Annotated in this window: 3 protein-coding genes; all 3 read right to left on the bottom strand. The window is 28.6% G+C overall.

Annotated elements, in window-relative coordinates; translation table 4 throughout:
* Window positions 1–52: 52 nt before the first annotated feature.
* Entirely contained in the window at window positions 53–1,072 is a 1,020-nt protein-coding gene (locus ACXYRP_RS01210) for an MFS transporter (protein WP_458615052.1), read from the bottom strand.
* Between the two features lie 54 nt (window positions 1,073–1,126).
* A complete protein-coding gene (gene dcm, locus ACXYRP_RS01205) occupies window positions 1,127–3,241 on the bottom strand; it encodes a DNA (cytosine-5-)-methyltransferase (RefSeq protein ID WP_458615051.1) in 2,115 nt (704 codons plus the stop codon).
* A gap of 93 nt (window positions 3,242–3,334) precedes the next feature.
* Window positions 3,335–15,634, bottom strand: coding sequence for a hypothetical protein (locus ACXYRP_RS01200; RefSeq protein WP_458615050.1), 12,300 nt, complete (start codon window positions 15,632–15,634; stop codon window positions 3,335–3,337).
* Between the last annotated feature and the right edge of the window lie 341 nt (window positions 15,635–15,975).

Genomic DNA, 15,975 nt, shown 5'->3' with positions numbered 1-15,975 from the left:
TTAATAAAACAAAAAGATTAACAGAATTAATTGTTAATCTTTTTGTCCTACTTTACAGTTTATATGTTTCATCATAATAATTCGGAAGCATAATACTAAAAAGAAATTGTTGAATTACATTTATGATAATATAGTAAATAGTAGATATAAATTTCGAAGATGATAAATCTACAAAAAATCAACTTAGATTAATTAAAGTCATTATCAAAATTAGCCAACTGGTATTGATATTTATTTTGACATTTTTATTATTAAGAATTATAAGGATTAGTCCTGTTACAAAAGCAACTCCAGACATTAGTATTGTTAAATAAAACATCCATTGTGAATAATCAAAATTAGTATACTTAAAGAAAGGAATTAAACCTGAATTCTTTGGATATAAAAATATTCCAATAAAAATTGATATTGATATGATATAAACCCATTTATATCATATCGGTTTTATATTTACATCAGTGTTTGTTTTTACAAATTCATAAGCTTTTTCGCTAGGTTTGCTTGAAATATAAAGAAATCCAGAAATTAAATAAGTAGATATGTTGAATAGGATTAATAAATAAAATTCCAGATACACAAAAAATAAAGAAAGTATTGGTGATATGAATATTCCAAGTGAAATAGCTATCGAAAATCCAGTATTAATGTTTCTTAACTCTTTTTGTGAACTCGCATAATGATATACAATATTTTTTAGATGAATAAATCGATATGAGTGAATTAAGGAAATTAATATATTAATAGAAAGTAATAAGTAAGAAAATCAAGGTGTATGTGCATTTTTGAATATAAAAAAGAAAGCAACAAAGGGAATGATAAGTGTTATAGCACTTAAAATATCTACCAAAAATAAAGCATTTTTATCTTTTAAAAATTTTATAATTTTATTAGCAAATAAATAAATAATTAAGGCAGGAAGTTGCATTAGAATATAAAGTAGAGACACAACCCAAAAATCACCAGTAAATTTAAAGATATATAATGAACTACTAAGTTTAAATGCTTCAGAACCGATAGAAGAAAGAGAGATAGCTAATATATATTTTAATAAGTTTGACTTAAAATATTTCATATCATCCTTTCTCGAAGTATTATAATATTATACTCCTTTTGTTGTTAAACATATTTATGTATTTTTAAAATCATTAATTATATGATTTCAAGCAATTTTATGCTCAGAATTTATCTCGTTGTTTTCTTTCATATTGTTAATATAATTTTCGATGAAATTTTCAGTATTATGCAAAAGTCTTAGATAATACTTTATCGATTCTAATACACCATTTACAACTACTTGACAACCGTGTTCAAGTTTGATTTTATTGATAAGTTGATTAATTCTTTCTGTTTCATCTTGCTTTACCGTAGAAAGCAAATAAAATCTTTGGATACTAGTGTTTTTAAACTTTATGTATGAATCGGCAAGTAATATATCATTAGCTTTTATATTAAATTTAACTTCAATTGCTTCAAATAGTGAACCATCCTTATTTTTGATGATTATATCAGCAACATTCTTGGAACTTTTATCACTACTGTAATGTGAACTAAGTGGATTTAAAATTTTGTCTTTATATCTATGATTTTCTTTTAGGATACATTGATAGATGCTATATAAAGCAATAACAGGTAGAATTGATGCGCCGCGTGATTTATAATTGTAATAAAAATGTTGATTTAAAAGATTAATAATATCATCAATTGTTATTTGTGTCTTATTAGTAATGGGATTTAAAATATTCACAGATTTTATCTCTTTTTGTTTAATACTTAATGCAAACAGAGATTTTAAATATAACCGTGGATCAATATTTAATTCTTGCACATCATATAAAATACTTAAAAATGCATTCTTGATATCTATGTTACTTATTTTACCTGGATAATCTAAATTATAAGCGAAATTTTGTTCTAAGGTTCTAGTTGTTCATCCTGATTCCTTCATTGCACCTAAAAACTGTTTTTGTTTTAAAAAAGGTGTAATATATTTTGCATCAAAACTTCTTCCACTATATCCATTTTTCATATTTGCTTGATGTAATCTAATGTCTTGGTGTGGATGTAGAATTTTATAGACTAAGGAAGTAACTAAAACTGTAAAAACCCCTTTATAACCTTCTTCGTGATCAACTATTATTTGAATATTATGTTTTTGTTTATTATTTAAATTTGTTTTGTCAACTGATGTGAAAGTCAAAGACTCTTTATAAATATTTTCTAAAAATGTTGTTATATCCATATTCTCCCTATTATCTCAAAACTGATGTATCATTTCATTAGCAATTTGCCTTATCATTGGTACACAAACACTATTGCCTATTCTTTCATATAATTTTGAAGTTGGTTCGATTTTCTTAAAGTAATCAGGGAAACCCATCAGCTTATAACACTCATTTAATGTTAATTTTCTGACTTTATTGTTATTATGAATAAAGTATCTTCCACTTTTTTCTTGCGATGTAATTGTTGGAACTAGTCCTTTTGAAGAATAAATCCGATTCACTTGTTTATGCACTCTTGATAGATGCATGGTTTCTTTATCAATGCCTTTATTACGAATCTTTTTATTTCGATATCCGATAAAAATTAATCCAGATTTTTGTATTTTTATTTGTGATTGATCTAATAATGTGTATTCATTTTGATTTAGATATTCGTTAGCATCTTTATCTAAAAATTCTTTCATTGAACTAACTGGATTGATTTTGATTTTATCAAAATCAAACACTTTCCCTTGGTTATTTCCTACGATTACAATTCTTGCTCGATTTTGAGCAACACCAAAATCTTTTGCATTTAAAACTTTGTATGAAACTGTATATCCTAATTCAGTTAATGTTTTTTGCATAATAAAGAAGGTATTTCCCTTATCGTGTTTTAATAAATTAGCAACATTTTCTAAGATGAATGCTTTTGGTTTCTTTTCCCTTAAGATTCTAATGATATCAAAAAATAAGGTTCCACGAATTGCATCGTTGAATCCTTTTTGCTTTCCTGATATCGAAAATGCTTGACAAGGAAACCCAGCACATAGGATATCAAAATCTGGAATATTCTTAGCATCCAGATTGCTAATATCGCAACTAGGATCATCACCAAAATTTGCTTGATACATTGTTGCTGCATGTGCATCAATTTCGCAAGCAAAAACACACTTGGTTATATTACTTTCTAAACCAAGTCGAAATCCACCTATACCAGCAAACAAATCAATAAATTTTATTTCTTGCTTTTTATCCATTATTTTTATTATATCATACCAAAACAAACAAAACAAAAATTTTTCTAAATCAGATGTAAAAAACTAACGCAAATTGCATTAGTTTTTTACATCTTATTTAATTTTATCAAAGTTCATATATACTCCACCATAACTTGTGTCAATACTATAAAGTTGTGGTCAAGCTGGATCAAGTCTTGAACCAGGTATATTGTTTCGAATTCAGTCTGTATCTTCATATTTTCAATAATGTGAAGCAGAATAGTTTGGCGAAATAGATGTTGGTAAGGTTGGATCATCTGCATTTACTTTTCTCAATACTGTTAAGATGTCATTTCTAGAAACGGATTTAGCCAATAAGTCTAAATATTTAACTTTTTGATTAAAGGCAAGTCGTTTTGATTCTACAATAACATTACGAGCAAACTTCTTAGCACGTGGGTTCATAACTTCTCCAATCATGAAGTTTGCTTGTTCTTTGGTAAATAAAGTAACTTGTGGTTGATTTGTAGTTTCCTTACCAGGTTGTGGTCTAGTTACATAGTGATATCATTTTAAAGCAAGTTCTTTGTAGTAATTTCCGATATGTGAATCACCTGTTTCTAAACCAGATATTTGGGTAGGGGCTCACTCTTTGATTTTTTTACTTACATCAAAAGTAATATCTGCAGTAAGTGGTTGTGGATTTACTTTAAAGAAGTTGTTTAATAGATATTCCTTAAAGACTTGGAATGAACGGTAGTCAAATAAAGAATTTAAGAATTTCTTTTGTGCAGCAATTTTTGCATCACCAGTCGAATTTGCAATTGCATTCGAAAGTTGTTTTTGTACATTATCAGGTAATCTAAATTGTTGTCATCCGAATAATGGATTTGATTTGGTATCAAAGAAATTACCATTAGCAACATTAGCGTCGTGATCACCTTGTTCACCAACATATGCATCAGTTTGTGAATTTGGTGAATATTTATCAATTTCATCCATAATTGCTTTAAATGCTTTATAAGTATTAGTAGAACTGCTGTTATTGATACGGTTGTTTCAATCAGCACGTTTATTATTATTATTATTAGCTGCTGTAGCATCACCAAGTTTTGCAGTAACTGCAGCAAGAGCTTCATGTCTTAATTTTTCAAGTCTGTCATTAACTATGTTTTGGAATTTGGATACTAATGAGTTATCTGTAGTAGAATCTGCTTGTGTAAGTAGTTGTGAATACATTGCATCACCATCTAAAGGAGCAATGATGTTTTTAAGTTGATTTCTTAGATTTTGAATTTGTTGTTTTTGATCATTAAATTGTGATTCATTGTATTTCTTGATGATCGCTTGATATCTAAATGTTGAATAATCGATATCTCTAATACTATTAAAAGAATCGATATATCCTTTGTAGTTATTATAAAATGATGGATCTTTTGTTTTAATTACCTCTAAGTCGTGAGATAAACGATCATTTATACCCATGAATATAGCATTAGCTTGTTTTTCAATGTCTGTTAATTTAGTGATTTTTTCATCTTGCGATAAAGTATTATCTTTTATTATTGATTCTCGCTTTTTATTTAAACTTTCAGCAAGATTTTTTAGTTCATCTGTATATATATTAGAATATCCACTATTAGAACCTAATAATCCATGATTATCAAATGCTTTTTGTGATTTGCTTACAGCATCATTATATCTTTTTTGTTCTTCTGCTTTGGCTTTATCAGCGATTTCTTTTTTCTTAGCATCAATTTCTTTTTTTATCTCTGCTAACTTAGCACTATCTCCATCAGATATTGCTTTTTCAATTTCTTTTTTCTTAGCATCATCAATTTGTAGGATATTTTTATATGTTTGATCTTTAGTTTCACCACTACCTTGTTGAATAATCTCAGATATTCCTAAAGCATCTTTAATATCATTAATGGTATTAGTATATGATGCTTGTGCTTTATCAATGATATCTTGCTTTTCTGTATCAGTTTTAGCTTTTGATAATTCATCTGCTAATTTGCTTTTACTTTGCTCATCGATTCCATCGAGACGTTTAATAATCGTATTAGCAATATTTTCCTTATTTTTTTGTTGAGCTATTGCTAAAGCCTTTTTATTTTCGATTGTTTGTTGTGTTACATTAGTAGCATCTAATCCATCCATTAAATTATTTGATTGAATAATTTCTTTTGGTAGTTTATTAATTTCTTTTAAAGCATCATCTTTAAGTTTATTAATTTCTGAATTTACATCAGTAACTACTTTTTGGTATTGGCTTTCGGTGGTATTATCTGAATTAACTAAATTCTTCAATGAATCATAGTTAGATACTTTGGTAGCACCAGTTGAACTAAGACGGTTAAGTTGATTTTGTGCTTCAGTTTTCTTTTGATTTAAATAATTTGAAACTTCTGCTTTTAAATTATTTAAAGTAGATGTATCACTATTATAAGTTGATTCATTGGTATAATCGTGATTATTTACTGCATTGTTTTTATTGGTAAAATCATTTTTCTTACTTTGATCACTTAGGCGATTTATCAATCCAGATATTTGATCTTTAAGTTCTTTTATTTCTTCACCACGTTTATACTTTTTAGCTTCATTAACAGCAGAATCTATACTATTTTTATCAGTTGCATTATATAATGAATTGTTAATTAAGTCATTTTTCTTAGATGCATATTTGCTGTCGTTTAAAATAGTATCAATTTGTGATTTAGCAGCATCAACTTGTTGTTTTAAAGTAATTGCATCATTTTTAATTTTTGTTGCAGTTGATGAATCCTTAGCATTTGATAATTTAGTTTTTAAATCAGTTTGGTTACCAGATTGTAATTTATTAATTTCACTTTGAGCTGCATCGATATCTTTTTTAAGTTGTACTGCTTTATTTTTGATTGTATTATATGAATCAATGCTTTGGGTACTATTATTTGTCAATTCACTCTGTAAGGTTGATTTTTGATTATTATCTAATTTATTTATTTCATTTAAAGCATCATTTTTAGCCTTAGCAACTAAGATTTTGTTTTTTAAAGTATCTAATGTACTTTCATCATGTGCATTACCTAGTTCAGTAGTAAATTGTGATACTTCATTATGTGGCAATCCAGCTGAATTTAATGTATTTTGTACATCAGTAACCTTAGCAGCAACCTTAGTAATTTTTGCTTTTAATGAATCTAGTTTTGTTTCGTTATCTCCGTTTGTTGAATTTACTTGATCTTTAAAGTAAGTTTTTTGAGCATTATTATTTGCAAATTGTGAATCGATATAAGAGCTAACATCATCTGATTTGGTTTTAATTCGTTTTGCTTCTTCTTTTAGATATAATAATTTTTGTCCGTCGTTGTTTTCTTGATTCTTTTTGCTTTCTAAATAAGATTTTTGTGAACTACCAAGTTTATTAATTTCAGTTTGTACATCATTACGAATAGTATTTAAAGCAGACTCTGCTTGTGTTTTTTTAGCGTTGACATCAGCTACTTTTGTAAGTGAATCAATTGAATAATTATTTCGTTGTGATACAGGAAGTTTATTTATTGCAGCTTTTGCAGCATCTTTAGCAGCTTTTAAAGAATTTTTAATTTCATTAAATTTATTATCAACTTCTTGCTTTATTTGATCAAGATTTGCATTTGGTTGTTTTGCTTGATTAATAAAGTTATTTTTATCAGTATCAGGGATAATGTTTTGATTATTCACCCCATCAGCATTTAATTTTTTATTATTAATATATGTAATAGTATCATCAACTTGTTTTTGTCTTTTGGCTTTATTTTCAATATCTACCAAAGTATTTTTAGTTAAATCAGTTGATTTAAGTTGATTTTCTAAATTGGTTTTTTCTTGCGATTGTGTTAGTGCATCAACTTGTGCTTTTACATCAGATTTTTTATTATTAAGTTTTTGATTTACTTGATTAATGATGTTATTTAAATCACTTTCGGTTGCTTGATCATTAATTTGATTATTGGTAATATATTTATTAAGTGCTTCTTTTAATTGATTATAATCGTTATTTTCAGAAGAATCATTTGTTGCGCTTGTATTAACTTTTAACTTCTCAACAGCAGCAGATGCGTTATCCTTAATTTTTGCTAATTCGTTTTTTAAAGCAGTAGTTGCATCGGTAATTGCTTTTTCATTATCAGCCGGATGTTGGTTTGTTACAAACACTGAATCTGTTGAATTAGCATCAAAACGGTTTTTAGTTTTGGTGAATTCATTATTTAGATTATTTAAAATAGTTTGTGCTTCTTGACCCTTTGCTTGTGCGACGGAAGGATCAGTTGCTGCATTTATTGCATTTTTTAATTCATTCTTTTTGTTATTTGTATCTGCTAATTTATTAACAATTTGCAATGCGTTACTTTTAGCACTAGCAAGTGCTTGGTCATGATTTTGTTGAGCAACAGCTTGCTTTTTGATTTCATTAGCTTGTGCAACTGATGCAACATTATTAAGTTGTGATTCTAACTTAGTTTTTTCAGAATTATTTGTAGCAATTTTATCTACTTCAGTTTTTGCTTGTTTTTTAGCTTCTTCAATAACTTGTTTCTTTAAATTATTTAAATCACTAATGGTGTCTTTACCAGTTGTAGAAAGACTTGAAGGATTTGAAGCAAGTTGATTGATTTCGTTTTGAACTTCGTTTTTCTTATTTGCAAGAGTTGTTGCAATAGTGTTTTCAACTGCTTTAATTTGATCTTCGGTGGTAGCATTTTGTAAGTTTTGTTGCGCTTGCACATGTGCTACGTCACCAGTAATTTTATTTAAATCATTAGTTGCTTTATCTTTAATAGTTTTTAAAGCATTTGTTGCAGCAGTTTTTTGATTATTTACATCATCAGATGTAGTAGCATTATTTATAGCATTAATAATAGTTTGTTTTTGAACATTAGAATCTGAAAGTTTATTTGCTTCGTTTAGTGCAGATTCTTTATCTTTTTGCAGTTGTATCTGAGTTTTTATTTCTTCGATTTTTGCTTTAGTAGGTGCTGAATCAATTTGTTGTTGTAATTTTGCTTTTTCAGAATTATTAGTGATACCATCCAAAGAAGCTTTGGTTTGGTTCTTAAGGTTGTTAAATTCTTGGTTTATTTTGTTAGTAAAATCTGTATATGCTTTTTCGGTATCGGTTGTTTTAGCAGTATTAAATTCTGAATTTTTTTCATTACCAAAGATTTTGTTTGCAACTTCAGCATTTGCTTTAATATCGTTAAATTTAGCTTCAATTTTTGCTTTTAAAGCATTATATTCAGATTCTTTGTGAGCACCTTTTAAATCATTTTCAAATTGCTTACGGTTAGCTCCGTTCTCATTCACTGGAATAAATTTATTTAGTAAATTATTAATTTCTTGTTGTTTAGAATTTAGATATTCAGTAACTTTATTTTCAGCATCTTTAATAGTTTGTGGATCACTGCTTCCTGCTTGGTTTTTAAATTCATTCTTTTTATCAGTCGATACATCAATTTTATCTACTTGTTGGTTAAATGCTTGTAAAGCAGACTGGATTGCAACGGTTTGTTCGCGATTTTTTGTAGTTACATCAGCAGATAATTGATTAAGTTCATTAAGTTTCTGATTCATATCTGCTTCAGATGTCGGATGAGTAGAAGTGATGCTAGTTAATCGAGTAGTATATGGACTTTGGTCTCTTGATAAAATGCTTGAAATACTTGTTTTAATTGGGTCGGCTTTTTCTTGAACCTTAGCAGCATATTCAAGTGATTTAATTTTTGCATATGTATCTGTTTTAGATGTATCCTTTAATTCTTTAATTAATTCTGCTTTATTAGATGCAGATGTAGCATTAATAGCATTTTCAGCATCAGTGCGAGCTTGTGATATTTTTTGTTCAACATTAGTTTTAAGTTGATTTAAAGCACTTTCTGTTTTAGATGTATCGTTGATAAGTTGATTATAGGTATTATAATCTGGAGAACCTTGTAGTTTATTTAGTTCAGCTAATGCAGCATTCTTAGCAGTTTCAACATCTTTAATCGCTTTATCTTTAACAGTTTTAACAGCATCTAAGGTAGTAGCATTTTGTAGCTCGTTATTATATTCATTTGCTTTGCTTGCTTTATCAATATATTGTTTAGCCTCGGTTTTAGCTTGAGCTAATTGAGTATCTTGATTGCGTTTAGCAGCTTGAACTTGCGATTCGATGTTGTTTAATTTATCTAAGGTAACATCGGTGGCGTTAACTTGATTTTGGTAATTATCTTTGTTTCATAATTGATTAATTTCTTTAGTAATTTGTTCTTGTTTGTATTTGATTTGTGCTTTGTTTTTGATGTTAGATAATTCAGTATATGTTTGTTTGCTGGTATCATTTACTTCACTTGTTAATGTGGTTTTAGTAGAATTATCTTCAACTTGATTAATCGCAGCAGTAACTTCATTTTTATAGTCATTTAAAACTTTGTTTGCTTCAGCTTGGATGGTATTGATGTTATTTAAATCATTACTTTGGTCAAGTCTTTGTTTTAAATTATCGTATCTGTTATTACCTTTTAATTTTTCAATTACTGCTGTTGCTGTAGTTTTAGCATCGGTAATTTCTTTTTCTACTTTTGTTTTTACATCATTTGCTTTAGTAGATGTATCTGCTAATTTTAATTCATTTTCTAATTCAGTCTTTTTAGCAGATTTAGCAGAATCATTAAGTGATGCATTAATTTGGTTAGTAATTTGTGCTTTCAGATTTTTTAAGTTAGTTTCTTCAAGTTGTCTTTGTGTTTGAATCTTGTCATAAACTTCTTTAATCTTTTCAAGTTTATTAACAAATACTGAACCGGTATTAGTTTGATTATATGCATCATTTAATTCTTTGGTAAATTCTGCTTTTTTGCTAGCATCTTCAACTTTATTGTTAAGGGTTTCTGCATTTTGTTTTAATTTATCTTGAGCTTGTTTTAGAACATCATCAATTTGGTTGACAGTAGATAAATCTTTGGTAGCAGGGGTAGTTGAACTGGTAGACCCACTTCCAGGTATTGTTGAACCACCTTGTGAACCCCCAGAACCTTGAGTTGCTGCAGTAGGAACAAATTTTTCAGCTGTTTGCAGTTTTGTATCAAATTCTTTTGCATCGGTTGCATCTAAACTGCTATCGATTTTACTTTTATATTGTGCAACAACTGATTTAAGGTAATCTGGGATAATAGTATTTTTAATTCTTAATAAATCTTCATCAGTTCGAGCATTTTTAACTTGTTCTTGAAGTTCGTTATACTTATTAAGATGACCTGGGTTTTCATTATTTCGATTAGTAGGTTGAATCTTTTGGGTAATTTCTTTTTGTACTTCATCGCGAATGCGTTTTAGTTCAGTATCAATTTTTTGTGAATCCTCTTTTAGTTTAAAGATTTGAGTTTGGTTATCAATAGTTTTTTCAATTTCGGTTCTTACACTATTAGAACTATTTAAAACATTTAATTTTTCTTTAACTTGCGCTTTTAAAGCAGTAACTTGATTACTTTGATTTGTAAGTTTACTATTAACTTCAGTTTCGACTTTTTGTAAACTTTCTGCATTTTGAGCTTGATTTAAATCATTTTGCAGTTTTGCTTTATCAGTACTTTCTTGAATTGTATCAATTAATTTTTGAATACCTTCACGAGTCTTTTGATTATTGATTTTAATGCGTTCTGCATCTAACTCTCCCATATTAGCAGCATTATCAATTGCTTTTAATGCAGCATCTTTAAAACTTTGATCACTTACCCCTGTTACACTTTGAACTTTTTGATTATTATCAGTATATGTATATCCATTTAATAGTTTTTTTAAATCAGCTTGTTCATCTGAGAAGATTTTAGCAGCTGCATCTTTAATTTGTTTATATCCACTTTCACTTTGGGTGCTATCAAGATTACCTTGCTCGGTTTCTCTAGATTGTCTACCAGTAAGTTTATCAACTTGAGTTTTTGCTTCAGCCTTTTTAGCATCTAAGAATGCTTTGATTTTAGCCATAACAGCAGCAACATCCTCGTTGCTTCGAGCATCATTGATTAATTGTGCATATTCATCTTTGGTTGCTTTTGATTCATCCAAGTCGATATTATTATTAGCAGCAGTTGCAGCATTAATTTGTGGTTGTAAAGCACGGTTATATACATCCTTGACTTCCAAGTCCTTGATTACTTGATTCAATGCATCTTCGCTTTGTGCTCCATTGATAGATACATTAAATGAAGTCTTTTGTTCAGGGAAAAGTTTTTTAGAATCTAAGGTTGCTAAAACTGCTTCTTTATGAATTTGTAATTGGATTGCAGTTTTAGCATCGTTTAAATCTTGAATGGTTGCTGCAGTATTAACCATTTGATTCAAGACGCTTTTTTGTTCGTTGTTTGTAACGGAAGAAAGTAATCCTAAATCATTTTGTTTTTGTCCTTCAAAAGCAGCATTCATTTCAGAAATATAGTCAAGAATTTGTTGTTCTTTAACTTTTGATGTATCCATAGCCGCTTTAATATCAGCATATTTTTTATGCATTGTATTATCACCGACTAATTTAGCGAGGGTAGCATCATATTCTGAAAGTCTAGAATTTATTTTATCTGAAACACGATCACGTTGTTGTTTTGAAATGGATTGGGTAGTTCAGTGTTCGGAAGTTATGATGTGATCAGCATCGGGGTTATTCAAACGGGCTACATCGGCTTTAGTATCAGCATTATAAGCAGCTAACTTAGCATCAATGTCATTATTTACTTGATTAATTTGTGTTTGATTATCAGCAGCAGCTAAAGCATCTTTTAATGCTTTATTATCAGCAGCAACAACATTAATTACTTCATCGATTCGATTCGATACTTGTGCCTTAGCATCGTTTAAACGAGTAATTGCGGTTTGTTTAGCTGCAGCAATAGCTGCTTGTGTTATTGCAGCATCAATATCACGGATAAGACCTTCGTTGTCGTTAAGTTTTAATGCTTGTGCTTTTGCATCATCTTTTAAAGATTGTAAATATGCATCAACTTCTTTAATAACACCATCAACAGCTACTTGAGATTGTGCAGCTTGGATTTTTTCTTTAAATTCATCAAGTTTTGGGCCTGCTAATAAACGAGCTTGTGTATCTTTACGAGCTTGTGTTTTTTTGTTAGCTAATTCATCTTGTTCTAAAGCAATGGTATTTTTGATGGTTTTAAGCATATCACGAGCATCTAATAAACCTAAGTCAGGTTTATTTGCACGTTTATTGAATAAGTCGATATTTTCTGGTTTATATAATTTCTTGATTTGTTCTTTAGTTTGTGCTACTAAATTAGCAATTTCATTGTGTTCAGATTCTATTTGTTGGTTAATTTTATCTAAAATTGCATTTGCACCTGGAGTATCTTCATTTGCTTTAGTTGCTTCTAGTTCCTTAGCTAATTCAGCAGCTTTTTGTGGATCTTGTACATTTTGTAGTTGTGCATCAGCAGCATCATGAGCGTGCTCATATGCAATAGATTTATTAATTTTATCTAAAACATTATTTAAGTCTTTAATGGTATTTGAATTAATGATATCTTGTGCATATTTAGCTTTTTTGTCAGTATCTTTAAGACCAGGATTTGCTGTGCTTCCATCTCCATCTAATGTATCAATAACTTTATCATGAACATCTGAGAATGCTTTGTTAGCTTGATCGATAACATTTTGGATAGCGGCTTCAACTTGTGATGCACCAAAAGAAGATTCTAAATTTTGCTTTAAATCTCCGTTATATTCAGTTAATCCACCTTCGGTGCGAGCAATAGCCTTTTTAGCTTGATCTTTAAGTTCGTTAATATATGAATCAACTTGATCAGAAATAGTTTTAATTTCTTGTGGTGTTTTAGCATTAGAAAGTTGGTTATATAAATCTAGTTTTTTTGGATTAGCATTCGATAATAAACCTAATTTATCTTTAGCAGCAGTTTTGGCAGTCGCTAGTGCTGCATCTTGGTCTGCTAAGGATTTATTAATTTGCTCTGCTAAAGCAGCACCAGCAGCAGCATCAGGTAGTGAATTTATTTTGTTTAAAAACTCTTGTTTTGTTTTTGGATCAATGATATTATCAGCTAGGTTGCTTAAATGTGATTGTTCGTTTTGTAATTTAATTTGATTATCAATCGAACCTAATAAATCGTTTGCAGCATTTGGATCGTTGACATCAACTAATTTATCACGAAAAGCAAGTTTTTTAGCAGGATCGCTAATTCGGTCGATTAAAGCACCAATTTGTTCTTTTTGTGAATCAAGTTGGTTTTGTGCATCAATACTATTAGTAATTTCATTACGGATTTTAGAAAGATTATCAAAAATGGTATTTTGATTATCAATTGTCTTTCCGTTTGAATCACTTGTAGCATTTTTAAGGTTATTTAATAATTCTGCTTTCTTCTTAGGATCTTTGATGTATTTATTAATAATATATTCAAGTTGTCCGTTGGTAAGTTTATTATCTGATTCAAGTTTGTGGTAGTTTTTAATATCTGAAATTAATCCTGCTAATTCAGCATTGTTAGTTACTTTTAATAAACGATCTTTAAATTCTGCTTTTTTAGTAGCATTTTCAATTTTATCGATTCCGTCTTGTGCTATTTTTTTGTTTTCTTGGAAGTTATAAATATCTTCGATTTTTTCCTTAGCATCTAAAACTGCTTTAAAGGCTTGATTAGTGGTTTTATCATTAGGATCAAAAAGTTTTTCAGGATCGAATTGTGCTGAATTTATAGTGTTATATTCTTTAGTAATTTTGGCTTTGTTTTCATCATCTAATTTATTGTAGTATTCATTAGCACGCTTTTTAGCTTCTTCATAGTTATCAACGGTGTTTGCTTTTTTAGATAAGTCTAAATAGTCTTTTGCTATAGCGTTTGGATTATTATTTAAATCAGTAAGTTTGCTTTGTAGTTCTTTTTTAAATTGACTAAATTCACCATTAGGATCGATTTTATTAATATCATCTTGGGTATTATCTTTAATTTTTTGGAAAATACGTTCTGCTTCTAATTCTAAATCAACTACATCTTTTTGTGTTTTAGCATCAACAAGTGCAACATCTAAACGGTTTTTATTATCATAATCACCATCTAGTAAACGAATTTTGGTTCTGGCTTCTTTTTTAGCAACATTTAACAAATCAAGTGCTTTTTGTCCTACCTTATTAATATCTTCTAAGGTATTAGCATTATTAAGTTCGTTTAAAAGTTCATTTCTAGGTGGATTATTCAGTGCTTCAATTTGAGCACGTGCAGCATTTCTAGCATCTTCAATTGCTAAAACACCTTTTAATTCAGTTTCGATGTTATCTAAATCTGATAAAAGGTTAGCATTATCGATATCATCGAGATATCTTTGTTTAATAATTTCAGGTAAATTTGATTTGTTAACTCTGTCTTTTAAAATTTTCTTTTTAGAATTTAACAATCCTTCAACCCCAGAAATTGCTCTAAGTTTATCTTCAATTTGTTTTTGAATCTCAACAAGTTCAGGGATGTTTCCAGCTTTATCAATTTTATCTGAAAAATCTTTTTTAGCAGCTTCATCATCAAGAGCATTATTTAACTCATGTACTTGCTTTCTTAAGTCTTCTAAATCACGATTTTCTTCTGAATTTAAGATTTCATCTACTTTTTTGTTAATGGTATCAAGTTGTCCACCAGGTAGTTCATCACCTGGAGCTAATGTAGTCATATCTTGATATACATCATCTCTTTGATAGATATTTTGAATTTCTTTTGCTTTATCAGCAACTAACTGAGTTTTATCTAATAAAGTAGATAACTCACGTAATTTTTCTTTATCATCATCTGCTCTAGCACGTAAATCTAAAAAGTTATCTTGTATTACTGCTGGAAGTTTAGCAATCTTAGCATCAACACTTTCTTTTAGTTTTGCTAACTCTTTTGCTTGTTTATCAATTAATTCTTTAAGACGATCAATTAAAGGTTCTACTTGCTCTGGTTTGGTTGCTTGTGCAGCCTGAGCAATAAGTTCATCCTTATCCTTAGAATCATTAAGTTTTGGAAGTAATTTATCGAATTCAAGTAATTTATCAAGAGCATCGTTGAATGTAATCAAATCATCAAGATTGGTAAAAGTAGTAACCTTAGAATCAAAATTCACAAGTTCATTTAACTTGTTATTTACTGAATTAACTGCTGCATCGGTGATTTTCTTATTTATTTCTGCAAGATATTCAAATTGTCTTGGGGTCTTATATGTAGTTGGTAATTTAGATAAATCTGCAAAAAGCAGCCTCTTAGTTTCATCAGAGATGTTTACCCTTTTTATATCATTTAAAGTTTTATTATATAAGGTTTTATATTGATCACTTGCTTGTTTGCGATCATATAAAATTCCTATTGTTAGTCCTGTGACAGTTGTAGCAGCAACTGCAGCAGATGAAACAAAAATTATTCCTTTTCTTTTGTTAGTCATAATTTCTTCCTTTATATTTTACTTATTTAATTTTGTAGTTTTTGTTATTTTTATATATATTGACTGTATAAAAATTGTATAACAAAAAAAACACACAATAAATTCATAGAATAAAATTATACTCTCTTATATATATATATATATATGGTAAAAAAATTTTTAGTGCTATAAATTCAAGTAAAAAGTTAATTTTTCAAGAATGTTAAAATCCAAAAATGCTTATGTTGTGTATTTTAAAAACAAGCAAAGATATTGATTTTACTTGTTAATAAAGTTGTTAATAAACATAAATTAACTCAGATAAATGATATCAAATTTTAGTATAAACAAACATTATTAAA

The organism is Mycoplasma sp. 5912 (genome assembly GCF_054353835.1).
Note: the sequence above shows the minus strand (reverse complement) of the source record. Positions and strands in the feature narration are given on the sequence as shown.